Origin of the sequence: Nereida ignava, assembly GCF_047114695.1 — a bacterium.
GTDB classification, from domain to species: Bacteria; Pseudomonadota; Alphaproteobacteria; order Rhodobacterales; family Rhodobacteraceae; genus Nereida; species Nereida ignava.
The window spans coordinates 1,987,770-2,014,741 of record NZ_CP112885.1 but is presented as its reverse complement, the minus strand read 5'-3'; the positions used below and the strand labels follow the sequence as shown (position 1 = coordinate 2,014,741).

The 26,972-nt window shown below is 54.8% G+C and carries 23 protein-coding genes; 7 read left to right on the top strand and 16 right to left on the bottom strand.

Annotation, left to right across the window (positions count from 1 at the left end; genetic code table 11):
* Positions 1-87: 87 nt before the first annotated feature.
* The 3 genes from dctP to OLX08_RS09940 all read right to left on the bottom strand — a co-directional run bounded on the left by dctP (position 88) and on the right by OLX08_RS09940 (position 3,185).
* Positions 88-1,098, bottom strand: a complete 1,011-nt coding sequence (gene dctP / locus OLX08_RS09950) for a TRAP transporter substrate-binding protein DctP (RefSeq protein ID WP_048599216.1) — start codon at positions 1,096-1,098, stop codon at positions 88-90.
* 126 nt (positions 1,099-1,224) lie between these two features.
* The gene (locus OLX08_RS09945) at positions 1,225-2,175 is read right to left on the bottom strand and encodes a hypothetical protein (protein ID WP_391481178.1); all 951 of its coding nucleotides are present in this window, start codon (positions 2,173-2,175) and stop codon (positions 1,225-1,227) included.
* A 2-nt stretch (positions 2,176-2,177) separates the two neighbouring features.
* Positions 2,178-3,185 (bottom strand): hypothetical protein, encoded by a 1,008-nt coding sequence (locus tag OLX08_RS09940; protein ID WP_391481176.1) that lies wholly within the window; start codon positions 3,183-3,185, stop codon positions 2,178-2,180.
* 199 nt (positions 3,186-3,384) lie between these two features.
* On the opposite strand from OLX08_RS09940, the gene OLX08_RS09935 reads away from it, so the two are divergent.
* Positions 3,385-4,395, top strand: a complete 1,011-nt coding sequence (locus OLX08_RS09935; protein ID WP_391481174.1) for a glycosyltransferase family 2 protein — start codon at positions 3,385-3,387, stop codon at positions 4,393-4,395.
* Positions 4,388-6,604: a glycosyltransferase family 2 protein gene (locus OLX08_RS09930; RefSeq protein WP_391481173.1), complete on the top strand. Its 2,217-nt coding sequence runs from the start codon at positions 4,388-4,390 to the stop codon at positions 6,602-6,604. The genes OLX08_RS09935 and OLX08_RS09930 overlap by 8 nt, the downstream gene beginning before the upstream one ends.
* Before the next feature lie 3 nt (positions 6,605-6,607).
* Here the strand turns inward: OLX08_RS09930 and rpe are convergent, their stop codons facing one another.
* Positions 6,608-7,285, bottom strand: a complete 678-nt coding sequence (rpe, locus tag OLX08_RS09925) for a ribulose-phosphate 3-epimerase (protein WP_391481171.1) — start codon at positions 7,283-7,285, stop codon at positions 6,608-6,610.
* 166 nt (positions 7,286-7,451) lie between these two features.
* Between rpe and deoC the strand changes: the two genes are divergently transcribed.
* Together deoC and OLX08_RS09915 are read left to right on the top strand one after the other, a co-directional pair.
* Positions 7,452-8,426 carry a deoxyribose-phosphate aldolase gene (deoC, locus tag OLX08_RS09920; protein ID WP_391481170.1) on the top strand — a complete coding sequence of 325 codons (975 nt, stop codon included), beginning with the start codon at positions 7,452-7,454 and terminating at the stop codon, positions 8,424-8,426.
* A gap of 3 nt (positions 8,427-8,429) precedes the next feature.
* A complete protein-coding gene (locus tag OLX08_RS09915; RefSeq protein WP_391481168.1) occupies positions 8,430-10,754 on the top strand; it encodes an aldehyde dehydrogenase family protein in 2,325 nt (774 codons plus the stop codon).
* Positions 10,755-10,765: 11 nt separating this feature from the next.
* On the opposite strand, the gene OLX08_RS09910 is transcribed toward OLX08_RS09915, so the two are convergent.
* Genes OLX08_RS09910 through OLX08_RS09900 form a run of 3 tightly spaced genes read right to left on the bottom strand, consistent with a single transcriptional unit; the run spans position 10,766 to position 11,963 of the window.
* Entirely contained in the window at positions 10,766-11,368 is a 603-nt protein-coding gene (locus tag OLX08_RS09910) for a DUF1523 family protein (protein ID WP_391481166.1), read from the bottom strand.
* A gap of 15 nt (positions 11,369-11,383) precedes the next feature.
* Entirely contained in the window at positions 11,384-11,641 is a 258-nt protein-coding gene (locus OLX08_RS09905) for a hypothetical protein (protein ID WP_391481165.1), read from the bottom strand.
* A gap of 22 nt (positions 11,642-11,663) precedes the next feature.
* Complete coding sequence (locus tag OLX08_RS09900; RefSeq protein WP_391481164.1) at positions 11,664-11,963, bottom strand: hypothetical protein; 300 nt, start codon at positions 11,961-11,963, stop codon at positions 11,664-11,666.
* 167 nt (positions 11,964-12,130) lie between these two features.
* On the opposite strand from OLX08_RS09900, the gene OLX08_RS09895 reads away from it, so the two are divergent.
* Entirely contained in the window at positions 12,131-13,597 is a 1,467-nt protein-coding gene (locus OLX08_RS09895) for an NAD-dependent succinate-semialdehyde dehydrogenase (RefSeq protein WP_391481162.1), read from the top strand.
* Between the two features lie 84 nt (positions 13,598-13,681).
* On the opposite strand, the gene OLX08_RS09890 is transcribed toward OLX08_RS09895, so the two are convergent.
* The 5 genes from OLX08_RS09890 to OLX08_RS09870 all read right to left on the bottom strand — a co-directional run bounded on the left by OLX08_RS09890 (position 13,682) and on the right by OLX08_RS09870 (position 19,065).
* Complete coding sequence (locus tag OLX08_RS09890; protein ID WP_391481161.1) at positions 13,682-14,149, bottom strand: Hsp20 family protein; 468 nt, start codon at positions 14,147-14,149, stop codon at positions 13,682-13,684.
* A 140-nt stretch (positions 14,150-14,289) separates the two neighbouring features.
* Positions 14,290-15,081: a trypsin-like serine peptidase gene (locus OLX08_RS09885; RefSeq protein ID WP_391481159.1), complete on the bottom strand. Its 792-nt coding sequence runs from the start codon at positions 15,079-15,081 to the stop codon at positions 14,290-14,292.
* 69 nt (positions 15,082-15,150) lie between these two features.
* Entirely contained in the window at positions 15,151-16,470 is a 1,320-nt protein-coding gene (gene glcF, locus OLX08_RS09880; RefSeq protein WP_391481157.1) for a glycolate oxidase subunit GlcF, read from the bottom strand.
* A 3-nt stretch (positions 16,471-16,473) separates the two neighbouring features.
* Positions 16,474-17,577, bottom strand: coding sequence for a glycolate oxidase subunit GlcE (glcE, locus tag OLX08_RS09875; RefSeq protein WP_391481156.1), 1,104 nt, complete (start codon positions 17,575-17,577; stop codon positions 16,474-16,476).
* Positions 17,578-17,616: 39 nt separating this feature from the next.
* Positions 17,617-19,065 (bottom strand): FAD-linked oxidase C-terminal domain-containing protein, encoded by a 1,449-nt coding sequence (locus OLX08_RS09870; RefSeq protein WP_391481154.1) that lies wholly within the window; start codon positions 19,063-19,065, stop codon positions 17,617-17,619.
* Between the two features lie 107 nt (positions 19,066-19,172).
* Here OLX08_RS09870 and OLX08_RS09865 point away from each other — a divergent pair, with 107 nt between their 5' ends.
* Positions 19,173-19,583 carry a CopD family protein gene (locus tag OLX08_RS09865; protein WP_341245775.1) on the top strand — a complete coding sequence of 137 codons (411 nt, stop codon included), beginning with the start codon at positions 19,173-19,175 and terminating at the stop codon, positions 19,581-19,583.
* An 11-nt stretch (positions 19,584-19,594) separates the two neighbouring features.
* Here the strand turns inward: OLX08_RS09865 and OLX08_RS09860 are convergent, their stop codons facing one another.
* From OLX08_RS09860 to OLX08_RS09845, 4 genes are read right to left on the bottom strand one after another with little or no spacing between them, the layout of a single operon-like run.
* Positions 19,595-21,700 (bottom strand): hypothetical protein, encoded by a 2,106-nt coding sequence (locus OLX08_RS09860; protein WP_391481152.1) that lies wholly within the window; start codon positions 21,698-21,700, stop codon positions 19,595-19,597.
* Positions 21,666-24,443, bottom strand: coding sequence for a DUF4159 domain-containing protein (locus OLX08_RS09855; protein ID WP_391481151.1), 2,778 nt, complete (start codon positions 24,441-24,443; stop codon positions 21,666-21,668). The genes OLX08_RS09860 and OLX08_RS09855 overlap by 35 nt, the downstream gene beginning before the upstream one ends.
* Positions 24,444-25,316 carry a DUF58 domain-containing protein gene (locus OLX08_RS09850; RefSeq protein ID WP_391483233.1) on the bottom strand — a complete coding sequence of 291 codons (873 nt, stop codon included), beginning with the start codon at positions 25,314-25,316 and terminating at the stop codon, positions 24,444-24,446.
* A gap of 2 nt (positions 25,317-25,318) precedes the next feature.
* The gene (locus OLX08_RS09845) at positions 25,319-26,320 is read right to left on the bottom strand and encodes an AAA family ATPase (protein ID WP_391481149.1); all 1,002 of its coding nucleotides are present in this window, start codon (positions 26,318-26,320) and stop codon (positions 25,319-25,321) included.
* Positions 26,321-26,388: 68 nt separating this feature from the next.
* On the opposite strand from OLX08_RS09845, the gene OLX08_RS09840 reads away from it, so the two are divergent.
* On the top strand, positions 26,389-26,967 hold the full coding sequence (locus OLX08_RS09840; protein WP_391481148.1) for a DUF1285 domain-containing protein: 579 nt from the start codon (positions 26,389-26,391) through the stop codon (positions 26,965-26,967).
* Positions 26,968-26,972 lie beyond the last annotated feature (5 nt).

The window sequence follows — 26,972 nt, the reverse complement described above, 5'->3', positions numbered from 1 at the left end:
TCTTGAAATAACTGCCAGCTGTAATGTCCGGCAAAAATGCACCCCGCGCGGGTATTCTGCGCGAGGTGCTTAGCTCATACTTCGCGCTTAGCTACCGCTTGAAATCATGCCTGACACAAAGTCGAGCAACTCCTGCGCGGGCAAGCCTTTGGCGGTGTTATCCGCAACCCAAGCTGCCGCCGCGGGGCCTGCCACTTTGTCTTTGAACGCCGCCAATTCGCTGTCGGAATAGGTCACGCGCTCGATGCCGCGCTCATCCAAGGCAGGACCCCAAGCGTCCATTGTCGCACCGTTGTATGTGGCGATGTAGTGATCAAGCGCCTCGTCGATCGAGCCCAAAAGTGCCGCGCGGTGCGCATCAGACAAATCATTCAGCGCATCGGTATTTGCAACCACTGGGCAGTTAACTGTGCCGGGGTTCAGGTTTGTGGTCCACCACTTGGCGTTTTCAATGGTGCCAAATGACATATGCGCGTGGGGCGCAAAGCTGACCGCCTTGACGACGCCGCTGTCCATGGCCTGACGCACTTCGGTCGCTGACATAGATGTGGGCACAGCACCAACGGCTTCCATGGCTTTGCCGATCCCGCCCGTGGCGCGAACACTCAGACCTTCATAGGCCGCAAGTGTTGTTGGCGCATCACCGACACCCACAATGTTGTACTGTGGCAGTGGCGAGGGCATCAAAAGGGTCGCATTCCAACGGGCCAAATCCTCTTGGACCGCAGGCTGTTGATAGAGCGCTTGCGAAATTTCGCGCTCTTGCTCAAGGCTACTTACGCCCAGAAACGGCAATTCCAAAACAGTGATCGATGGGTTTTTATCGCGGTGATAGCCGGCACAGAATTGCGCCATTTCGAATGCACCGATGCTGATGCCGTCAAGGTTTTCGCGGTTCTTAGACAAGCCACCGTAGCTGATGTTGAGTGTAAACTCACCGCCGGTTTTCTCGCTTACTAATTCAGCAAGCTTTTCGACATGCTCGGTAAAGGCGCGGCGTTTACCCCACAGCGAGACATTCCATTCAGTCGCAAGAGCCTCACCAGCAAATGCCAGTGACAGGGCTGCGATCGCGGTACGTTGTAGTAATTTATTCATCTTGTTTCCTCCCAAAAACGGTCATGTCAATGACGACGAAGTAAGAGTGAAACTTGTTTGCCCGCATTTGGCAACAGGCAAGCTTACGATAGGTCCAAGCTTTTTGGACCAAAGCGTAAAGCAGGATTATTTGCCTTGTTTTTGGGCAGTCAGCTGCGCTTCGGCCTTTGCAAGCGCGCGGCGAAACTTGGGGCCTCTGCGGGTATTAAGCACTGCACGGGTGTAATTTGCGATGAGCCAAGGCCGGTCAAGCTTTTGCAAACGCCGCAGCATCTCTTGTTGGTACCGCACAGTCAGCAGGCGGGCGCGCATCAATTTATAAAACATTTGCCGGTTCATCGTGCCGTCTACACAGCCCATCACAACCTGCTTCAAAACACCCATCCGCATCCAAAGTGACGCGATACGATGACCCATGAACCGACAGTGGTACTTGGTGATGTTGCGCCCCTGAAAAAGTGCCGCATGCATCGCATCAAGCGGTTCTCGGGGGTCATAAAAAAGATGCACACGGTTCGCATTTTCTACTTGATCCGGACCATAGGCGTACCGCCCGGAATAGCTGCGTGCCCATGCTTTACGGTACCGCGTTTCCCACGGCGCAACATCGCGCGACAGCGTTGCTTGTGGGCTGAGCAAAATCGCTGTTGAGCCCGGCGCGGCCGCGCAAAACACCGATGCAGCATAGGCCCCCATGGATGCGCCGTAAAACACGACATTATCGAACTGTTCGAAAAAGCCTTCGGCCTGAAGTCGGTCAAAGAAGTCAAACACATGCTCATCGCGGTACCATGTCCAACTATGGGCCATCATCCCAAGCATCGACCACCCCCGTGATGTCACAAAATCATAGCCCCATGGCATGCGGTCATCGGCGCCTTCAAATACATGGTCAAGGTTTTCGAAAGTAACGATTAACGTCTTGGCCCCTGCACCTTCGCCACGAACAAACAGGCTGGTATGCTCAGCACCGATCTCTTCGTAAAAACCACGTTGCTCACCCACACGCGCCAGCTCTGCGCGCCAATCACCTTTGCTTACTTCAGGTTCTTGCGGCGGCTTCAAATCATCCGCCATTATCACGATCCCGTTTTGAAAAGTGATGGCGCGCCGCGCACAAGCGTGTCTCGGCATTCTTTGATGAAGGACTTTTCAACGCGGTATTTACGACTTAGCGCATCGATTGAGGCATCTTTGGCAAGTGCAGCCAAAGCAATCTGTGCACATCCATCAGGGTCGCTCGCGATGGCCGGTGCAGTCACAATCTTCGTTGGGATTGGCGCGTCATCCGGTTTGATCGCATGCTTGTCGATCAAACCCGCCATAAAGCTTCCCCTGCGGGGAATGCCACCCTCTTTTTCCTCAAGCCGTGGCTTCATACGGCGGGCCCAAAAGTGCACCCCGTAAGTACCTTCTGTGAGACGCTCTTCAATATTGAACCGCGACATGATCATATGATTTCGATCCGGAAAACTGATTGGATAAAAGCCTGTCTCAGGCTGGGCTTTGTCAATTTCACCGGTCTGGTTGAGGAAATATGTCACTGCCGCAGGTCCGGTAAAGCCCCAATTTTGTTCTGTCATATGAACAGGTCGGCCCGCATCTTTTTCTGCCTGCAACTCTTTTTGCTGCCACGGCTTAAGCCACGGACCAATCGCATATTCATCTTTGAAAAACGCCAACATCAGATCAAGCGCGGGGCTGTCTTGCGGCAGGCCCAACACCGCGTTGCACACAAGATTGGGCTTCTCCCAGCCAAAAATATGCCCGCCCGCAATGTCAAAAGGACGCCAGCAATACATATCCGCGTCAACCCACACTTGACCGGTTTGCTTAATCATATTCAGCCGCCACAAATCCGCATGGATCGCGGGGGATCCTGTGCGCGCATGGCGGTACATCGGCTCAGCCGGGAAAATTTCTTCCGCATCGGCAGCCTTCACACCGTCGGGCACGTTCTCAATGGGGCTGTAACTATATAAAGTAGTCTCATGCCCCGCATCTGCAAAGCTTTTCAGGCACAGCTGTTCAAGCCATGAAAGACGGCCGCCAATCCACAGGCTGGCTATTTTAGGAAGTTTGGACATCACACCACCTCGCCCACTGAAGCCAGCGCCCCTGTGGCGCTTTTCATACGTGGGTACTCATCAACTACCGCCACTTCACCAACTGTTTGTTACCAAAGCAAGGCATTTAGCTGGCATTTTAAGGAACAAAGGTTGTCGTTTTGCAGCAAGGTTCGCTATCATCATGGCAGTAACGAGCAGCAAGCCACGAAGGCATTCTATGAACATACTCGCAATTACATGCGTCAAGAACGAGGGGCCGTACCTTGTTGACTGGCTGGCACATCTGCGCGCCATTGGGATTGACCACGTTCTGGCGTTCTCAAACGATTGCGACGATGGCACGGATCAGCTTCTTGATGCATGTGCCACTCAGGATTGGCTGACCCATCACCGACAAACACACGAGGGCGTGCGAACACTTCAATGGCAAGCGCTGAAAACCGCCGCACAGGACCCTGCGTATCATGCTGCCGACTGGATCATGTTCATCGACGTTGATGAGTATGTCTGCCTTTCCAAAGGGGTCACAAACCTGCGGGATTTGATCCAACGCGCAGACGGTGCGGACGCAATCGCCATGCCTTGGCGCCTGTTTGGAAACGCAGGGCGGCACGACATATCGTTTGAACCGGTAACGACCCGCTTTACGCAATCCGCACCGCGCGACATCGCGCTACCTCTTGCACATTTTTTCAAAACTCTCTTCCGGCGCAGTGCTTTTCGTGAGGCGGGCATCCACCGGCCCAAACCGATCAAAAACAAGACTGCGACATGGGTAGACAACGGCCTAAACCCGTTGCCCAATCAATTCGTAACATCAAACGGAAGGATCAATTTATTCGGCAACGATTGCCCGCGCCCGCTTGTGCAACTGAACCATTATTCAATTCGCTCAACCGCAGAGTTCATGCTCAAGGCGCAACGCGGCCTGCCAAACAAGATGGAGCGTGATATTGATGTTGGTTATTGGGTCAGCCGCAATTGGAACGACGAAACCCATGATCCACTTCCGCCTCCAGACAGAAGCGCAATTGAGACCCCAGAGATTTCGAACATAGAGACGCGTGCACAAAATTGGCACCGGCGTACTTTTGAGAAATTGATGCAGGACGCGGACGCAGTGCAACGATATTGGCAGTTGATGCTTGCGGGCAGTTCATCAGCACCGACGGCCGAAATGGCACAAGCCCATTTACACCGTTTACAGCAGGCCTATCAAAATGACTGACCTTCTGTTTCGCACCCTACCCGTGACGGATGTTCCTATACCAAGCGGGACTGTTCGCGTGTTGGATCAAGTGATCGACGATGGTGTTTCTCGCACGTATCTCGCCCGCGGCACCAACGTGGAAACCGTGATTTCAACGCCTGAGTATCCTATCGACGAAGTGCGCAGCATAGGCGAAGGGCTGTTGGTGCGCGGCACCAGCTATAGCAACACCCTACCCCTGTTGGGCTCACCACGTTTCACGCCATCTAAAGTTGAAACTGATCTCTTTGATGGCCTCAATACATTGCTTTCAGTACGCAACGGCGAAAGCCCGCAAGACGTAGTCGACTGGCTTACCTATCACCATGAACACCACGGCGCACAAGCGGCCCTGATCGTTGACCGCGCGCCCAATGACCCACTTCTTGATGACGCTTTGCGCTCAGTAGTGGGTTTGATCCGCATTGTGATCCTACGCAGCCCGCTGCCTTTGGGTGACGCGACCCTGCCGTCAGAAACTCACCCTTATTGCGCGCCAACGGCCCCTGGCAAAGACCGGATGAAAGTTCCGCCGCCGTCGCCTTGGGATAGCCCACTTGGAGAGCTGTTGATCTATGAAATAGCCAAGATACGCTTTCTGGCCAATGCACGGGCTGTCGCAAACATTGAAGTTTGCGATCTGCTAGCGCCCGTTGATGGCAAGAACATTTTCGACGCGACCGTATCAGCGCAAGGTGGTGTCATTACCTTGGCGGGGCGGCGATGTTTTCCGTGGCGGGTTCGCCAGGGCAACGCCCCCCATTTTAGCGATCATACCTGCGTGCAATTTGATACCAACAAAGCCAAGAAACGCTGGTGTGTCGCGCCATCAATAACCGGTCCCGATACAGTCTGGCGGATGATCCGCGTTGTCGGCGCAGATGCAGACCCCGCGCAGGCGATGCTCTATTACAATTGCATGAATATGCGCCATCGTCACCAAAACATCAGCGCGATCGTGCCCAAAACCTCGCTGGTTGAAGACCCACATTTATTGGCTTTATCACGGCAGGCTTGGGGGGCGTCCCCTGTCCGCGTCCCTGCCGAAAAACTGCGTAAGAGGGATCCGAACGATCGATCTACGGTGATCGTAACCTGCATGAAAAACGAAGGGCCATTTATTCTTGAATGGATCGCTTATCACCGCGCAATCGGCGTTGAGAATTTCATTGTCTACACCAACAATTGTGATGATGGAACGGACACATTTCTGGATCTGCTCCAAGCAAAGGGCTATCTGCAGCACCGCGAAAATCCGTTCAAGGGCACTGATCTAAAGCCACAGCACGCGGCCCTTGCTGCATCGGAAAAAGAAGCGATTGTTCAAAACTCTGCGTGGGCCGTATCAATGGATGTGGACGAGTTCATTTGTGTTCACACCGGTGACGGCACACTTGGCGCGTTGTTTGACGCGGTGCCTGATGCGAACATGATCAGCATGACATGGCGCTTGTTTGGCAACGCTGAAATCCATGAATTTGAGGATCATCTACTTACCGAAAACTACACCAGATGTGCGCGCGAATTTGCCAATAAACCGCACCAAGCGTGGGGATTCAAAACCCTTTTTCGCCAAGACGGTATTTTCAAAAAGCTTGGTGTTCACCGCCCCAAAGGATTGCGGCCACAACTCAAAGACAATTTGCGGTGGGTGAACGGCTCGGGCCGCCCGATGCCACAGGACAGTTTTCGCAACGCATGGCGCTCAACGTCCGATACCTATGGGTATGATCTGGTATCCTTGAACCACTATGCGGTGCGATCCGCTGAAAGCTTTTTGGTCAAACGCGACCGCGGCCGCGTCAATCATGTCGATCGCGATCAGGGCCTCGCCTATTGGTTCCGAATGAATAACAACGAAGAGGAAGACACCTCAATCCTGCGCATGGTGCCCCGCCTCAAAGCGGAGCTTGCGCAGATGCTGTCGGACCCCGAAATTTCGGCGCAGCACGTCGCATGCGTTCATGCGCACCGCGACAAAATTAAAGCGCTCCGAAAGTCGGATACTTTCGAAAAGTTCTACACCGAAATCACCAGCCCACGCATGGAACGTCTGGGCCGGCTGCACAGACACTTCGGGGCCAACGTGTTTCTAGGCGGCCCTGAAACCGTGCCTAATGACGTGGTTTTTCAAGACCATCCAGACGACTTTTTCTTCACTGTCGAGCGTCAAGACACCCAGCACTGAGGCTTAGGCGCAGGCGTCTCGGATCGCACGAATGTTTTCGCCGTAAGGTGCGGGGTTTGAAACTGATCCACCACGGAAAACTGCAGAACCCGCCACCAACACATCAGCCCCAGCATTGGCAACCAGAGGTGCCGTAGCAGGGGTCACGCCGCCGTCGATTTCGATATGAATTGGGCGGTCACCGATCATTGCGCGCAGCTTGGCAACTTTTGCGGTCATGTCGATAAACGACTGCCCTCCAAAACCCGGGTTCACGGTCATAACACAGACCAAATCAACCATATCGAGCAACTCTTCTACCGCACTGGCAGGGGTCGCGGGGTTCAACGCAACGCCCGCTTTGGCACCCGCACCACGGATCGCCTGCAAAGTCCGGTGGATATGCGGGCCGGCCTCAACGTGGGCCGTGATGAAATCTGCGCCGCTTTCGGCAAATGCTTCGATGTAGGGATCAACCGGCGCAATCATCAAGTGTACGTCCATCACGCCTTTGATGTGCGGACGGATCGCTTTGCAGGTGCTGGGACCAAAAGTGATGTTAGGCACGAAATGACCGTCCATTACATCCACATGAACCCAATCAGCGCCTTGCGCCTCAACGGCCTCACACTCTGCACCAAAATTGGCAAAATCCGCAGACAAAATGGACGGGGCGATTTTCAGTGAGCGATCAAATGACATTGGGCAGCGTCTCCAGCTTGGGTTTGGCAAGCTCTTAGCGCCCCCGAACCCTTTTGGCTAGGATTTGTCGCACAGCCAGTAATCGCCGCGCTTTGCACCGTTTCACTTTGGGTGTATCGGTGAGGCAAATCTTGCACCAATTCGGCAAAGGCGTCATCGTAAATTTATGCAAACCTTGTCTCAACTTCCCTCTGTCACGCTGCCGCGCAACGATGGCATCCCACTTGATCTTGATTGGGTCGCAAGCGTTCAGGCCAACACCTCAGCGATTGAGCGACGCGCCAAAACGCTTCCCGCGCGGCGTTCGGTCAAGAAAGACCATCAAGCCGCTTGGTTGCTGAAAGCAGTTTCATGCATCGATCTGACCACCCTATCCGGTGATGATACGCAGGGGCGCGTTCGCAGGCTGTGCGCCAAGGCCAAACAGCCCGTTGCATCCCAAACATTAGATATTTTCGGCCTGCCAAACCTGACGACGGGCGCAGTATGTGTGTACCACGACATGATTCAAACCGCCGTGAAAGCCCTTGAAGGCACTGGCATTCCAGTGGCGGCTGTTTCAACTGGCTTTCCAGCGGGCCTATCCCCACTGCACCTAAGGCTTGAAGAAATCCGCGAAAGCGTAAAGGCGGGGGCCTGTGAAATCGATATCGTCATCTCGCGCCGTCACGCCCTTACAGGCAACTGGCAGGCGCTTTATGATGAGACAAAGGCCATGCGTGAAGCTTGTGGGCCAGCCCACATGAAAGCCATTCTTGCAACAGGCGAGTTGGGCACGTTACGCAATGTTGCCCGCGCCAGTTTGGTGTGCATGATGGCAGGCTCTGACTTCATCAAGACATCCACCGGCAAAGAGCCGGTTAATGCGACCCTACCAGTGACCCTGACGATGCTGCGGGCAATTCGGGCCTATCACGCCAGAACGGGCCTCATGGTGGGCTACAAACCTGCAGGCGGTATTTCAAAGGCCAAGGATGCAATCACCTATCTTGCGATGATCAAAGAGGAACTTGGTGACCGCTGGCTACAGCCCGATCTGTTCCGCTTTGGGGCTTCCTCTCTTCTTGGCGACATCGAGCGCCAACTCGAACATCATCTAACGGGGCGCTACTCCGCCACCCACCGCCATCCGATTGGATAACTTATGACAGTAAAAGACATTTTCGAAACGATGGATTACGGAACCGCGCCTGAAAGCACATCAGAAGCCATGGCGTGGCTGGCCAAACATAACGCGGCATTCGGACATTTCATTGACGGGGCGTTCACCACGCATAGCAATGGCTTTGTAAGCAACAACCCCGCTACCGGCGAGGCACTCGCAAAGATCAGTCAGGCTCATCAATCAGATGTAGATGCCGCCGTGAAAGCCGCCCGCAAGGCGCAACCAAAATGGGCCAAAGACGGTCACCCTCGTGCAAAAGTGCTTTATGCGATTGCACGCCTTTTACAAAAACACAGCCGTCTTTTTGCTGTTCTTGAAACGCTCGATAATGGCAAACCAATCCGCGAGAGCCGCGACATTGATGTGCCCTTGGCGCAGCGCCATTTCTATTACCACGCGGGCATGGCGCAACTGATGCGCAGCGAGTTGCCTGACGCAGAAGCACTTGGTGTTTGCGGTCAGATCATCCCGTGGAACTTTCCGCTATTGATGTTGGCCTGGAAGATCGCGCCGGCACTGGCAATGGGCAACACAGTTGTGCTGAAGCCTGCAGAATACACATCGCTCACCGCATTGTTGTTTGCCCAAATCTGTCAACAAGCCGGCGTTCCCAAGGGCGTTGTGAACATTGTGACTGGTGATGCCGCGGTAGGCGAAATGATCGTGGCGGCGGACGTAGACAAAATTGCATTCACTGGCTCAACCCAAGTTGGGCGGATCATCCGCGAGGCCACATCAGGCACCGGCAAAGCCTTGACCCTCGAGTTGGGGGGCAAGTCCCCTTACATTATTTTCGACGACGCCGATATCGACAGCGCTGTTGAAGGGCTGGTCGATGCGATTTGGTTCAACCAAGGCCAAGTGTGCTGCGCAGGCTCGCGCCTGTTGGTTCAAGAAGGCATCGCAGATGATGTTTATGCACGCCTCAAAACCCGCATGAAAGCGCTCCGCGTGGGCGATCCTCTTGATAAATCAATCGACGTGGGTGCAATCGTTGATCCAGTGCAGCTTGAGACAATCACGTCACTTGTGGCTTCCAACGAAGATGGTGAACTGTTCCAAACATCAGCCCCCGACGGGTGCTTTTACCCCCCAACACTCATCACGGGCCTGCATCCGGCAGATGATTTGATGCAGCGGGAAATTTTTGGCCCTGTGCTGTGCGCAACGACATTCCGCACCCCCGCAGAGGCTGTGGAGGTTGCTAACAATACCCGTTACGGCTTGGCCGCCTCGGTGTGGTCAGAGAACATCAACCTCGCACTAGACATCGCCCCCAAGCTTGTCAGCGGCATCGTCTGGATCAACGGCACGAACATGATGGACGCAGCCAGCGGCTTTGGCGGCGTACGCGAAAGCGGCTTTGGGCGCGAAGGCGGATGGGAAGGGCTCAGCGCTTACACAAAGCCGAAAACTGTACGCAAACCGCTTGGCACCCTGACCGCCTATACCGGTGATGCAGCCCCCGCTGACGCGATAGACCGTACGGCCAAGCTTTACATCGGCGGCAAACACGCACGTCCAGACAGCGGATATTCAAAGGCTATTTTTGGCAAAAAGGGCGACCTTTTGGGGCATGTCAGCTTGGCAAGCCGCAAAGATATTCGCAACGCCGCCGAAGCCACCCAAGCCGCAAAATCATGGTCCGCAACAACAGGCCACCTGCGCGCGCAAATTCTATACTATCTTGCCGAGAACTTGGCAGCGCGCAGCGATGAATTTGCCGCGCGCCTTGACGCCATGCAGGGCGGCAAAGGCGGAGCCACCGAAGTCGCAGCGTCCCTTGATCGCCTGTTTAGTGCGGCAGCTTGGGCAGATAAATACGACGGCAATATCCATGATGTACCCATGCGCGGCGTGGCAATGGCAATGCACGAACCAATCGGCACCATCGGGATTATCGCGCCCAATGAGGCACCTCTGTTGGGTCTGATCAGCACGCTGGCCCCTGCATTGGCGATGGGGAACCGCATTATCTTGTGCGCCTCAGAGCCTTTTCCATTGGCCGCAACAGATCTGATCCAAGTGTTGGAAACGTCAGACATCCCTGCGGGCGTCGTGAATATTTTAACCGGCTCGCATAGTGAACTGGCGCCACATCTTGCAGGTCACATGAGCATTGAGGCCTGTTGGAGTTTCGGCAGTGCAGATGTATCTAAGGCTGTCGAAATCGCGTCCGTGGGCAATCTAAAACGCACATGGGTCAACAACGGGCTAGAAACAGACTGGAGCCGTGACCAGACGAAACAAATGCTGGCGCATGCCACCCAAGTGAAAAATATCTGGGTGCCCTACGGCGAATAAAGCGGCTTGGTTTAACGACCAAGCCAGCCACGAATGCGCGTGCGTGTTCCATCAAGGCTTTCATCGACCTCGTCCCAGAGGGGATCAATCTTGGCAACGCGGAACCTACGCCACCGCACCCAAACGGCCCAAAAGACCGCTGCGAGTATGGTCAGAAAAACGATGTTGAACCACGGGATAAGCTGGACATCCGGCCCTGTGACACGCTTGATACTGATCGCGTTTGGATAGATCGAAAGAAACTCGCTGCGCAAACCGTAATGGGTAACAGCGTACCACTCATCACGTTCAACAGACTGGGCTTCAGCCTGTAGGTTTGAGCTGTCGAGTTTGAAATAAAATGGCCAGCCAAAGCCCGTATCTTCGTTACGAAATACATAAGGCCGCTCGCGGGCCGTGCGCGTGTTGATCAACCGCAAATCACGGTTTTGCAGGGTCGCGTCATTGCCGCTGTCGGATTGCGCATAGAACACGCGGTTCCAGCCGGACAAATCAGCGCGCAAAATCTCGGTCCCTTTGATCTGAACGATGTCGCGCTGTGGCAGACTGTAATACAGAACCGAGCCGACGCTCAGCCAAAATACGGTAATGATCGACCACTTAATGAAACGCATCGGACAGGCTCTTTTCTACATAAAGTTCTGGACGTAAATCAGCGTCGCACCGACACCAATTGGGACGATGTAGATCACCACGGCCAACCACAGCTTGAGCGACTTCATATAGCCGGTCATCTCTTCATTGATGAAGGCGTCGCGGTCACCTACCCGTAATTCGGAGGCCCATCTGGCGATCAGCCGTTCGCGGTGTGCTGTGCGAAAATACATCAACAGACACACATACAGCGCGCTCAGCACCAGAAGAAACAAGACTAAAATACGCCACATCGTTCAATCCGCCCTTTTTCTGTTACCGCCGTTCGCGCAGCGCGCGTCCGAGATATGCGATCACGCCTACTGGCACCCAGATAATTGCCGCAGTGGCACTCAACAAGAGGACAACTTGAAGCTCATACAAAACTGCGCCCTGCGTCCGCAATCCAAGGTAGGCCAGGGCAAGAAGGGTTTGCCACCCTGCCAGCCACAAAAGTGTGACACCTAACGTCTGCACAACACTGCGAAGTTGGGTGACATCATCCGCAAGACTTTTCCAACCGACATATGCGGCCAGCACCGCGGCACCCAGCCAATACAGCACTCCCAAACTCATTGCATGAGTACCTTGCGCACCAAGCCTGACGACCTCATCCATCTCCAAAGATATCGCGCGCTGTTTACCGTCATGTCCTTATACCTTCTTCACGCACACCCATGGTTGCTAGACAGGTTACGCGCGCCATGTCATCAAACAAGAAAAACGAACGAGGAGTTTTCCCAATGGGGACACAAGACCTGATTTCACGCCTGAATGACACCGCTTTATTGCGCACCCAAGCCTATGTTAACGGCGAATGGGTGGATGGCGATGAAGGCACGTTTGATGTGACCGACCCTGCCACGGGGGATGTGGTGGCCCAAGTCGCAGATCTGTCGCGCGCCCAAGTTGCAGCCGCAATTGAGCACGCACAAAGCGCACAAAAGGCATGGGCAAAACTGGCCGCCAAGGAACGCTCGCAGGTCCTGCGGAAATGGTTTGATTTGATGATGGCCGCGCAAGAAGACCTCGCAATCATTCTTACCGCAGAAATGGGCAAACCACTTGCCGAGGCACGCGGCGAGATCGGATATGGTGCTTCATTTGTGGAATTCTTCGCAGAGCAAGCCAAACGCATCTACGGTGAGACAATCCCCGGACACCAAGCGGACAAGCGCATCACAGTGATCAAACAACCCATCGGCGTTGCCGCATCGATCACCCCGTGGAACTTCCCCAATGCAATGATCACCCGCAAAGCAGCGCCTGCGTTGGCAGCAGGCTGCGCATTTGTAGCCCGTCCGTCCGAGCTTACACCGCTGTCTGCCTTGGCTATCGGTGAATTGGCCACCCGTGCCGGACTGCCTGCAGGCTTGTTCCAAGTGGTGACCACATCTGACGCCTCATCAACGGGCAAAGAGTTCTGCGAAAATCTGACTGTACGCAAATTGACATTCACCGGTTCAACCGCTGTGGGGCGCATTTTGCTATCTCAGGCCGCCGATCAAGTGATGAAGTGCTCTATGGAGCTGGGTGGAAACGCACCGTTCATCGTGTTTGATGACGCCGATTTGGATGAAGCTGTGATTGGCGCGATTGCGTGCAAATTCCGCAACAACGGCCAGACATGCGTCTGTGCAAATCGCATTTATGTGCAGGCCGGCGTCTATGACGCCTTTGCCCAGAAATTTGCAGCAGCAGTGGCAAAATTGAAAATCGGTAGTGGTTTTGACGGCGCAGATCTTGGCCCGTTGATTTCGCCCAAAGCCGTTGAAAAAGTTGAAGATCATATCGCAGATGCCACATCCAAAGGCGCGTCAGTGCTGATGGGCGGCTCACGTGACAACACTGGACCGCTGTTTTTTGCGCCCACCATTTTGACCGACGTGACCCAAGAGATGAAAGTCAGCCAAGAAGAAACCTTTGGGCCGATGGCACCTTTGTTCAAATTTGAGAACGAAGATGAGGTGATTGAGATGGCAAACGATACGATCTTTGGTCTTGCCTGCTACTTCTACGCCAAAGACCTGAGCCGCGTTTACAAAGTAGCAGAGGCGCTGGAATACGGCATCGTTGGCATCAACACAGGCATCATCAGCACCGAGAACGCCCCCTTTGGTGGCATCAAGCAATCCGGCCTTGGCCGCGAAGGCAGCCACCACGGCATCGAAGAATATCTTGAGCTGAAATACATGTGCATGTCCGTCTAACCGACGACATGACAGGCAAAACGAAGGCGCGGCACATATAAATGCCGCGCCTTTTTTATTGTTCAGCGGGATTGATAGCGTGGTTTAATTTACAGCCTTCGCGTCCACCACGTTAGACGTAACCGGCGGCTGGCTTTGAATGGGGATTTGGCGCGGTTTCAACGCTTCGGGCACTTCGCGCAGCAAATCAATGTGCAGCATGCCGTCCTTGTGAACCGCACCTGTTACACGGACATGATCTGCCAGATGGAACCGCCGCGAAAACGCACGGGTCGCAATCCCGCGATGCAGATAGGTGCGCTTTGCGGTTTCTTGGGGTTTGCTGGCGGTGATGTGCAGAGCATTTTCCTTTACCTCGACCTCAAGATCATCTTCAGAAAAGCCTGCAACTGCGATGGAAATCCGGTATCCATCTTCGTCGGTTTTCTCAATGTTATAGGGTGGGTAGCTTTGTGTGCCTGCGTCATTCGTCATGACACGGTCCATCAAATCAGCAATCTGATCAAAGCCAACAGTGGCGCGGTAAAGCGGTGACATATCAAGAGTTCGCATGGGTATCCTCCTAGAAGCGATAGGTGTGCGGCCATCCCGATTGGGCATGGTCCAATAGTTCGACGGCCCCAGTGTTGGCGACCGTGAAATATAGTTGGGAACGGCTTTGCAGCGTTTCAAGCCCCTCAGATCGTACGCAGTTAGGGTTTGATAAACTTCGCGCCAGTCTCGGACCGTTGGCCACTTAAAATTGTTTTGCTGCGCGCACCGGATTGCCCCTTCCATTGCCCTTCGCCTGCGTTCAGACGGCTGGCAAGACCTTCCAGGTTTTGTTGAAGGTTTGCCCCCAAAGAAACGCCCTGCCCATCCATTTCCGCCTTAGCAGACACAACAGAAACAATCTTTGCGACACCATTTTGAAACTGAAAAATCGGCGCTCCTGAACTGCCGAAATCCACCTCACAGGAAAGCACAAGCGCACCGGCTTGCTTGCCCAAAACTGCACATACCTCTTGGATTGAGGCGGCACTTGCACGGTCATGTGCGTATGAAACAACACCAACATTATCCCCCCGCTTGGGCAAACGGTCCGTCAAAAAAGGTTTCACTCTTGTGTCACGGATCGGTCGCTCAAGTTCCAACAAAGCAATGTCCATGCGGATGCGTGTCGTAGGAGTGGCGTTGGAATAATCATACCCTTCGGCGACAACAGCGCGTGTGACCTGACGGTAACTCTGCGCGCGCCCATTGCGCAGCCCTGCCAGAAACCGGATCGTACGATGATCAATCCGCGTGCCGCTGTTTTTGTCAAACAAACAATGCGCAGCGGTCAGCACCACCTGCGGCGTGATAAGCGCACCAGTGCAAAAGCCCGTCCCAGCAATATCGAGCTGACCCACACCTTCAAAACCACGGTTGTCATCACCTGTTTGAAACTGGCTAAGCCGCGTGTCTTCCGCCAACAAAAACGTCGGCGAAAGAAAAAACGACACCAAGAGAAAGGCAAAGCGCATAGATTTTTCTACCAAAGTTTGAAGCTAAACTTTGGCCGCCTTTAGCACCTAACGCAAGATAGGAACCTGCGGCGCACTCGCGTCGCGCTCAAACGCAGGAGGCAAAGGACCACCTGTTGCCCAATCCAACAGCTCAACTGTATGAACAATTGGCACACTTGCGGCAGAGCCAATTTGCATCATGCAGCCGATGTTACCAGCCGCAATCACATCTGGGTTCTTGGCCTCAAGGGTTCTTACTTTCCGGTCCTTAAGTTGCTTTGAAATGGCAGGCTGCATCAAGTTGTACGTCCCCGCAGACCCACAACACAGATGGCTATCCGCCGGTTCCACAACGTCAAAACCCGCGTTTCGCAAAAGGTCTTTGGGAAACGTCTTGATCTGTTGGCCATGCTGCAACGAGCAAGCTGCGTGATACGCCACAGTCATGTTTTGTTCAGGCAGCGGTGGCATATCAAGCTTCATCAAAACCTCAGATACATCCATCGCAAGGCCTGCGATTGTTTTGGCATCACTCGCAAGATCAGTGCCCTCAAACATATGGCCGTAATCTTTGATCGTGGTGCCGCATCCACTTGTGTTGATGACAACAGCATCAAGACCATCACCATTTACATGCTTCATCCACGCTTTGATGTTGGCACCCGCCGCCGAATGACTTTCAGACGTTTTGCCCATGTGATGGGTCAGCGCCCCACAACAACCCACACCCTCGGCCACAACCACCTCGCACCCCAGTCGGGTCAAAAGCCGGATAGTGGCGTCGTTAATGTCAGTGTTAAGCGCCTTTTGCGCACAGCCCGTCATCAATGCCACGCGCATTTTCTTTTCGGCTTTCGGCGCAAATGTTTGCGGATCATCGTTGCGGCTAACCGGCGGTATCGTTTTAGGCGCCATCTCAAGCATCGCCCGAAGCCGCGCATCAGGCATCAACTTTGCGAACGGACGCCCTAATTTTGCACCTGCAAGCGCCCACCGAAAACGCATGGGATAAGGCAATATTTTCGACAGCACCCACCGCAACACGCGATCATCCCAACGGCGTTTATAATTCTGTTCGATGTACTCGCGCGCATGGTCAACCAAATGCATGTAATGCACACCGCTAGGACAGGTCGACATACATGCCAAACATGACAAGCATCGATCAACGTGCTTGACCGTATCTGGGTCAGGCGCACGATTATTTTCCAGCATATCTTTGATCAGGTAAATCCGCCCGCGAGGGCTGTCCAATTCATCCCCCAAAACCTGATACGTAGGGCACGTCGCAGTACAAAAGCCGCAGTGCACACAAGTTCGTAGGATCTTGTTCGAGCGTGCCGTGGCCGGATCCAACAATTGTTCTTCGGTAAATTCAGTACGCATGGCCTACCCCATCAATCCTGTATTCAAAATGCCGCGTGGGTCAAATTTGGCCCGCAACGCGTCACTCAAGCGGCGCACTTCTGCAACTTCCGGATGGAACACAGGCAAGGATGCACGCGTTTGCGCAGAGGCGCGCACCAACGTGGCGTGGCCCGCAATACCCTGTAACGCGGTGCGCACGTCACGCCCCTCTGCAACGCGCAGCCAAATCAAACCGCCACCCCAATCCAACAACGCTGCATCCGCACCAGCCGCTTCCAAGACTGCAGGCGCGTCAGAAGGACGGACAGAAATACGCCAAACATCGCCTTCTTTACCGTGGAACACGGACACATCCCGAATGCCTTCCCACAAGGTCACGTCATCGGAAACGCTCATCTCACCAAAACCAGCCAGCACCTTTTTCAATTCACCAGTGCGATACGTCACGCTGTATTCAAATCCTTCGATGCGCAGGTAAGCCTCACGCAGCGCTGGATCATAGGCGGCGCCTGTAACTTCATAGGGGCTGCCCAGACCGGCGGACAGAGCCTCAACTGCGCGCACTGCATCTACATCATGCAAAATGATTGTGGCTTGGGTCTGCGCAACGGGAAGGACCTTAAGCGACACCTCCGTCAGAACACCCAAAGTTCCAAAGCTGCCGGACATCAATTTCACAAGATCGTACCCTGTGACATTCTTCATCACACGGCCACCATTTTTCAAAATGCGGCCAGCCCCATCAACCATACGCACGCCCAGCATATGATCGCGGCAGGCACCCACCGAGATGCGGCGCGGGCCACTTACGTTTGCAGCAACACAACCACCAATCGTCGATGTGCCAGATGTGCCAAGCAGGCCGCGGTGATCCATCGGTTCAAATGCAAGGCGTTGGTTTTCCACGGCAACTGCCGCCTCAATCTCTGACAAAGGCGTTCCAGCTTTGGCCACAAGCGTCAGCGCACCGGGCTCATAAAGCGTGATCCCCGACATGCCAGCTGTCTCAACCAACTCCCCCGCGACAGGGGCGCCAATATCGCGGGTGCCACCGCCAACAATACGCAATGGACCACGAGCAGCCGCAATATTTTCGGCTAACGCCGCTTCAGTTTCAGGTCTCATGATAACTTCTTTTGTTTCTAAATATCCAAAAAGAGGCGCTTATTCCGCCGCGATACTACTCACGCGGCGCGCATCAGATGAGGCAAGCGGGAACACTTTTGCAGGGTTCAAAAGCCACTTGGGGTCAAACACATCTTTGACTGACATCTGAATGTCCAGATCATCAGGGGCGTATTGATCGACCATCAAATCGCGCTTCTCAATGCCGACACCATGCTCACCCGTCAGGCACCCTCCCACTTCGACACACAAACGCAAAATATCTGCGCCCATCTGCTCGCACAGCTCCAAATCACCGTCTTTGTTCGCATTATAAAGGATCAGCGGGTGCATATTGCCGTCGCCTGCATGGAACACATTGCCAACCTGCAAGCCATATTGCTCTGACAACTCACCAATCCGACCAAGCACTTGGGGCAGCGCAGAAACAGGGATTGTTCCGTCAAGACACATGTAATCGCTAATCTGGCCAATCGCGCCAAACGCAGATTTTCTACCCAACCAAATCGCGGCACTTTCTTCGGCGCTTTTGCTTTGGCGCACTTCAATTGGATCGTGCTTGGCTGCGATCTTGGCAATCAGATCAAGCTGCATATCAATCTCGGCGTCAGACCCTTCGACCTCAATGATCAACAGCGCATTACAATCAGGGTAGCCAGCTTGGGCAAAATTTTCTGTTGTCTCGATGCAAAGCCGGTCCATAAATTCAATCGCCACGGGCAGAACGCCCGCCTTGATAATGTCTGCGACACAGGCGCCAGCGACTTCATTATCGTTAAAGGCCACCAACACCGGGCGCGCGCCTTCGGGTTTACGCAAAATCCGCAGGGTCGCTTCGGTGACAACACCAAGCTGACCTTCCGACCCACAAATAAGCCCAAGCAGATCAAGCCCTGCAGCATCCAGATGCGCACCTCCGATCTCGAGGATTTCACCCTCCATCGTGACCATCTTGACGCCCATCAAATTGTTGGTCGTCACACCATATTTCAGACAATGCGCACCGCCCGAGTTCATAGCGATGTTACCAGCAATCGCGCATGCAAGCTGGCTGGAGGGATCAGGTGCGTAAAAGAAATCGTTCTCTTCAACGGCCCCGGTCACACTCAAATTAGTTCGGCCAGATTGGACCCGCACGTAGCGGTCATCGTAGTTCGTCTCAAGAACTTCATTCATGCGCGACACCCCAAGGATCACACAATCCGCAGTGGGCAAAGCACCACCAGCAAGCGACGTGCCAGAGCCGCGCGGCACCACGGGGACGTTTTCTTCGTGGCAAATTTTCAAAACCGCCGCGACCTGTTCAGTTGTGCTTGGCAATACTGCGGCAAGCGGTGGGCACTTGTAAGCGGTGAGCGCATCGCATTCATACGCCTTCACCTCGCGCTCTTCATGGATCACCGCGTCCGAGGGCAAAACCTCGCTCAACCGACGCACAACAGCTGCTTTTTTAGACAACACAGCAGTATTCGGGACAGGCATTTCCATGATAAACGCTCCAGCTTGATACGATTGGTAAGAGAATATAACCAATTTCACGCTGAGGCAAGGATTCCCATCTTGCAAAACGCCGCAGCAAGGTTCACCCAAGGCGTATGGACTGGATCAAAATCATACATATTCTGTGCGTTATGGGCTGGATGACGTCCATCTTCGCCGTTCCCCGCGCGCTCATCTATTGGAAGCGCGACTTTGATAAACACGGTGTTAACGGTGATTTAGGCGATCTAACGTACCGACTGTATCGTTTTTCCGCAGGCCTTGCAGTGATCGCAATCTTCACTGGTATCTGGCTGGCAAGCCTTTGGGGCTTCCCGCAATGGGTTTGGTGGAAACTGGTTGTTGTGGCGTGCCTAGCTGCTCATTACGCTTACACCGGCAAGATGGTTTCAGCTGCCAAGCAAGGCCAATTCCCACGTTCTGACCGCTGGCTACGAGTTTTCAATGAAGTGAGCGTCTTCGGCGCAATTGGTGTTTTGTGGCTGGTCGTGGTCAAACCTTTCTAAGCCTTGCGGCTCTAGGCGCGCCGTCCTTCCCGCAACCAAGCTGCAACACTTAGCCCTGCCGCAAGAAGCAAAAACAGCCACGCAGGGACCAGCGACGTTAGGACCACGTCCGTCGTTTGATACACTCCTCGCGGTGTTAGACCGATCCATCCCCGACCGGATGCCGGCCGGCCCACACGCACGTCCCGCAAACGCGGCACACCATCGATTATAGGGACAATACCGCCCTGCGTTTTCTCCACGGCGGGGGCCAATGAGTCAGGGATGGCAATAGTATCAGCAAATTCTCGCGGCGCGGCGGGGCCAATCGCTTTCACAGCGTCAATTTTACCATCACTCAGGCGGTAAAGACCCATTTCATCCGCCTCAAGCACCGCCTCAAATTGCCCCGGTGCAACCTCGCTCAGGGTAATCGTTTGCTCCGCACCATCGGGCGTCGTTACAACTACATCGGACACGTCATCAGACAAAGTACGCCGAGTGATGACAAGCATATCCCCATCTTGTTCGGCGGTAAGCGTTTCTTCCTCAAGCTCGGGCTCTTTCATCATCCAGTGCGCAAGGCGTCGCAACAGTTCAAGCTGCGGACCACCACCTTCAAAACCACGATCCCACAGCCATGCCTGATCTGATGCAAGCTGCGCCACACGCCCCTCACCCGCGCGGTCCAGCACCAGAAGTGGCTGATCATCCACGCCTGTCATCACAACTTGTCCCCGCTCAGCCTCAACCTCTATTTGTCGGAACCAACGCCCCCAAGTAGGTGGCTGCTCGCCCTTATTTGCACCAGTTAACCCGCGGGTGACCGGATGCTTTGCGCCAAGCTCTGAAACCTTCGGTAAATATCCCTGTTCAATCACCCGCGCTGTGGGCCGCGCAGGCAAAACATCGGCCAGCGGAGAACGGTAAATAGAATCTGCCGAAGCAAAGTCAGGACCCGCTGCAATCAAAACCGCACCGCCCTGCTCAACGTAGGTGCGGATGCTATCGATATAGGCCGTGGGCAAAATGCCCCGCCGTTTGTATCGATCAAAGATAATCAAATCGAACTCATCGATCTTTTCCAAGAAAAGCTCGCGCGTCGGGAAAGCAATCAACGACAACTCGTCAATGGGCACGCCGTCTTGCTTTTCAAGGGGACGAAGGATTGTGAAGTGAACTAAATCCACGCTGCTGTCGGACTTCAAAAGGTTGCGCCAAGTCCGCTCGCCGGCGTGGGGTTCTCCGCTGACCAACAACACGCGCAAACGGTCCCGCACACCGTTGATCTGAACGACTGACGTGTTGTTGCGGGCTGTTAGCTCACCATCCAATTCCGGCGTTGAAAACTGCAGCACATTCATACCCCCGTGAGGCAGCGTCACCGGCAGTTGCAGGTCTTCACCCACTGGGACCTCAAAGCGACGGGGCGCGCCACCGTCAATCGAAATGTCCAAAACCGCCCTACCATTGGCCAACGTACTCGGGACAGCACCCACATCGTCCAAACGCAAACCCAGCAAAACCTCTTCGCCCAAAATCGCAAAAGCAGGGGCGTCTTGGACCGTCAGCTTCCTGTCCCAATCTTGGGCGCGTCCTGTCAAAAAGACATGAAACGGTGCCGGAAAATCTGGGGTGGCGGATAGATCATGAACCACACCATCTGTAATCGCCACAATTCCAGCAACACGTGCACGGGGCTCTTCGGCAAGGACTTGCGACAAGCTGCTCATCAATTTAGTGCCCTGATCATCGGCACTGTCTGGCACATCTATCACGCGTAAGTCCGTGTTTGGCCGCGCCTGCACAGCCGTCACAATTGCATCAAGTGCCTGCGTCGCTTGTGTGGAACGATCAGCAATATCTTGGCTGGCAGACTGATCAAGCGCGACGATCACAATGTCATTCAACGGCTCACGAGTTTCACGTTGCAGCGAAGGGTTGGTCAGTGCTGACAATACGCAAGCCGCAGCCAAGGCCCGCAACCAAACACCCGAAAGCCCGCGCCACAACGCGAACGCCAATAACAGGGCACAGATCGCACCCGCCAACAAAATGACGGGCAACGGTACCAACGGATTGATCAACACCTCATTCACCGCGTCACTGCCCCAACCGTTCAAGCAAGGCGGGAACATGCACTTGGTCCGCCTTATAATTGCCCGTCAAAACATACATGATCAGGTTCACCCCAAACCGGTAAGCAATCTCGCGTTGCCGCTCCCCTGCACGCCCACGACCGATTGGCGCCATAGGTCCACCAGACGGACTTACAGCCCACGCCGCCGCCCAGTCATTGCCGCCGATCACCACGGGGCTCACACCGTCATTGCGGTTTTGAGCGAATAAATCAGTACCGTCGCCAACATCACTGCGCGACACCTCCACCCACACATCACGACTGGTATGACGTCCGGGAAAGTCCTGCAGCAAATAAAACGACCGCGTTAGAACATGCCCGCGCGGAAGCGGCTCCAGCGCGGGAATATCAAGCGGTGCCGCAATCAACTGCAGGCGTTTTCCTTCGGGGCTGTTTGCACCGAACGAGGCTGTGCTGCCGTCCCGCGTGTCAAAAAGGATCATACCGCCAGTGCGCAAATAGTTGTTCAGCTTGGCGTAAGCATCCGCCGACGGCAGGGGCTGGTTCGCGGTAATTGGCCAGTAGAGAAACGGAAAAAACGCAAGCTCATCAGTTTCCAAATCAATGGATGTGGGCACCGTTGGCTCAACCGATGTGCGCCGAAAAAGCACATCCGAGAGCCCGCGCAGACCCGCAAGCGCCATTTCATCCACACGCGCATCACCCGTCAAAACATGAGTAAGCGAGACCTCTGCCGTCGCCTCAATCGCGCGGATATCATTGGGCTGCCCACCCTGCGCATAGGCCGGATCGATAAATAAAGTGGGCAAAAGAGCCCCGAGGAAAACTGCCGCGACGCTTGGTCCCAAAAGACGCCCCGCAAGCCAAAGGGATGCGATAATGTCGACTGACAGAAATGCCAAAGCGGCGCTCAAAAGCCAGCCTTTTAGCGGTTGTTCTGCGGGTAGGCTAAGCCCCTCAACCACGACACTGCTTGGCCAATCAGGCGCTGCAAGGCGCGCATCACTGCCTAACACATTAAGCGCCAGACTGCGCGCATCGCTGGCGTAAATCCCGGGACGCACTTGATCATTCACGCCACCATCAGTGAGGACTAATTCAACTTGCTCGCCGCTTAGGCCCGCTTGCGTGTTCACGGCTTCAAGCCGCCCATCCGCGCCGAGTTCTGCCGTTAACTGCCAAGTGGTTCCCTGCAAATCACCCGCCGCATCACCTTGTCCGCGTGCGCTGATTGAAAGCCGTTCCAGCATCTGCACAAACAAGCCAGATAACGGAAGGTTAGACCACTCGGCGTTTGCAGTGATGTGGAACAAGACAACCTGCCCCTGTCCAAGTGCCTTGCGTGTGACCAGCGGCGTACCATCGCTCAGTTCAGCCAGAACGCGCTGTGCCAAATCCGGATCAGGCTCTGCAACAAGCTGGCTGTTGATCGCAACATCCGCAGGAACATCGAGGCCATAAAACGGTGTATCAGCAGCAAATGGCGCGAGCGATTTCGGCTCGCCCCACGACATCGCACCGCCAACTGAACGCCCACCAGACCGCAAGCGTACGGGCATAAGGGGGTCTTGTGCGCCTCGCGCCACATCACTGGCCGCAAGGCGCGGCCCAGAAAATCGCAACAGCAGCCCGCCGCTTTCAACCCAATCCGTCAACCCCTGTGTCTCTGCTTGGGTTAAATTAGCCACATCAGCTAAAACAATCACATCAGGATTAGCCAACAACGCATCCGGCAATGCGCCTTGGATAAGGTCCGCAGTAGGACGCAGCGCACGTTCCAAATAATAAAGCTGAGACAGTAGTTGTGCGCCCTCACCGGCACTGCGCCCGTCAATCAGCGCAATTTCACGCCGCCGTAGCCCGTCATCAGAAAGGGTGACCGCACCAGCGGTTGCGATGCCTTCAATTTCAAAGCGGCTCACACGATTACGCAGCTCAGCCGGTAGGACTATCTCTGCCTGCGCGCTCATTTCTGAGGCCGCAAAAGAGAGAGGCACCTGCGTTAGGACGCGCGCAATGCCTGCAGGATCGCGACCAACCGCGTTTACGATTATGTCTTGTGCTGTGCCGGATCTGTTGCGCAGTGCTTCAACTATGACAACGCCATCTTGCAAAACCGCGGGCGTAAGGCCGAAAATCGGGGCGCTTTCCTCAAATATTGTGACCTTTGAATTGGCTTGAAGTGTTGCAAGTAAAGGCAAACGCCCCTCACGCGCCAAGCCGTCACTCATCCACAAAACTTGCGCACCGTCAGGCACATCCGTCACCCAATCGAGACCGCTTATGGCCGCCCAAGCTTGGGGACCAAGCCCCGCAAGACGGCTGCGCCAAACATCCGCCGCTGCAAACTCAAGACCAACCGCAGGGTCAGTTAAACGGACTACTGCAGCGCGCCGACCTTGGCGGGAAGCTGCCTCTAACGCACTGTCAATTCTGTCCAGTTGCGCTGGCCAATTTTGTGCGCTGGCCCAAGTGCCATCAATAACAATGACCAAAGGCCCCTTAGTATTTTGCGTATCCGCTGAAGGGTTCAAAACGGGGCCAGCAAAGCCGATAATTACCGCCACAACGGCCAACATTCGAAGCAACATCAGCCACCATGGCGTTTTGTCGGCCTCAACCTCTGTATCCTCAAGCCCAAGCAGGAGTGACACTGCAGGAAACCGGCGTTTGATTGGCGCAGGCGGCACGGCGCGCAGCAAAAACCATAGAACCGGCAGGACCAGCAAACCCAGCAACAACCATGGCGCACCGAATGCGATGTTGAACAGAGCCGGCATCTAAGTTCTGCCCAAGGCTTGATAAGCCCAAAGCAACGCCTGTTGCGGCGATTGATCCGTGTGGTGCGTGTGAAACTGCCAACCTGTCGCTCTTACCAATCCCGAAAGGGCCGCTTTGCGCGCGGCAAGTCGTTCCAGATAGCGGTCCCTCAGATCACCCGCGCGCTTGGTTTCGTGGCTTAGCGCACCGGTAATACTCTCAAAAATAGTGCGCCCCTTAAAGGGAAAAACTTCTTCTTGCGGGTCCAGCGTTTGGATCAAAACACCGCGCACCCCGCGCGAGGCAGCTTCCGAAACAGCGGCTTCAATCGCAGCAAGATCACCCAGAAAATCACTTATGAAAACGGCCGTTGAATGCGCTGCCAACTGATGCGCATCAGGCGCAGAAAAGTCCGCATCAATCTCGGCCTTCGACAGTGCCGCAGCAACACGCGTCAACTGCCCCATCCCGGCGCGCGGAACAGTGTCACCATCCATCAGCCCAATCCGTTCTCCGCCACGCAACATAATGACCGCCAAGGCAAGCCCCAAAAGCTGTGCACGTTCTGATTTGGTTGGATTACCTTTGCTTGCAAAGCGCATGGAGGCCGCAGGGTCGACCCACATTGAAACATTCTGCGCCGTTTGCCATTCCAACTCGCGGACAAATCGCATGTCGGGGGATTTTGCCGAACGTCGCCAGTCAATCATGCGCGGCTCATCTCCGGCGCGGTGGTGGCGATATTGCCAAAACTCTTCGCCCATGCCGGCCCTGCGCCGTCCATGCACGCCCATCATCACCGTTGAGGCCAGCTGCTCTGCTGCCACCTGCAACGCAGGCAGCTTGCTTGCCTCACTCTCGGCGCCTAGCCGTATGGAGAGAGCCGATGCCACCATTACGCAGCTTTTGATCCCGCACCCAAATCAGCAGCGACAGATGAGATCAGCGCCTCAAGATCTACGCCTTGCGCACGCGCCGCGAATGACAGCGCCATACGATGCTTAATTACCGGCACGGCCATAGCGGCCACGTCTTCAAGGGACGGCGCTAAGCGACCCTCAAGCAGTGCGCGCGCCCGAACGGTCAACATCAAGGCCTGTGCCGCACGCGGACCCGGCCCCCATGCAACGGCTTCGCGGACTTGTTCTGAGGCTGTGGCTTCGTCAGGTCGGCATGCACGCACTAAATCTAAAATCGCGTCAACCACAGCATCGCCCACAGGCATTCGGCGCACGAGCCGTTGGGCATCGCGTAACTCTGTGGCGTCAAAAACCTGCTCAGACACCGCATCTTCGGCGCCTGTTGTTGCCAACAGGATGTCACGTTCCGTGCTGCGATCCGGGTTTTTCACGTCAATTTGCACCAAAAAACGGTCCAGCTGGGCCTCTGGCAACGGGTATGTACCTTCCTGCTCAATAGGGTTTTGCGTGGCCAACACGTGGAACGGATCACCCAAAGCGCGCTGTTCACCAGCCACACTGACTTCACGTTCCTGCATGGCTTGCAGCAAGGCCGATTGAGTGCGCGGGCTGGCGCGGTTGATCTCGTCCGCCATCAAAAGCTGGCAAAAAATAGGGCCTTCGATGAATCGGAACGCGCGCTTTCCATCGACATCATCAAGAATTTCGGACCCAATAATGTCGGCGGGCATCAGATCAGGTGTAAATTGCACACGGCGCTGATCAAGCCCCATGACAGTACCGAGCGTATCAACAAGCCGCGTTTTGCCCAACCCCGGCAGACCAACCAACAGGCCATGGCCGCCAGATAATAGCGCCGCGAGACACAGCTCGACTACACGCTCTTGGCCGATAAACCGTTTGGTAATGCTCGTTTTGGCCGCCGCCAGTTTCACGCCCAGCGCATCTATTTGCGCCACCATTTCTGCTTCGGCCATGACAAATCCCCTTAACCGCATATATCGTTATCAAACCATGTAAAACGCAAAGGGCAAATGACAAAACAATGAGCGATCACATCAATGTGCCCCCGTCCGCAGAAGGCATCGCTGCATCCGCGCAAGCCGCACAAAAAGGCAAAGGTTTACCGCCGGTTCATCTGTGGAATCCGCCCTTTTGTGGCGATTTAGACATGGAAATCAAACGCGATGGCACATGGTTTTACCAAGGCACCCCCATCGGCAGGCAACCGCTCGTGCGATTGTTTTCAACGATTTTGAAACGCGAGGGCGACAAATACTTTTTGGTCACGCCAGTCGAAAAAGTAGGTCTTCGGGTGGTGGACGCGCCGTTTGTGGCAATTGATTTTGACGAAACGCAACGCGGGCTGACGTTTCACACGAACGTAGGTGATGTGGTCGTAGCTGGCCCAGATCACCCCATTCGCGTCAGTTATAGCGATGCAGGCGAACCCTCACCCTATATTTTGGTACGAAGCAATCTTGAGGCGTTGATTGATCGCAAGTCATTCTACCGGCTTGCTGATATCGGGCACCACCAAGACCACGACGGCGCAAAATGGTTTGGTGTCACCTCTCAGGGAAGTTTCTTTCCACTCATCCGCTCGGCTGATTTGGAGGCCTGAGCCGC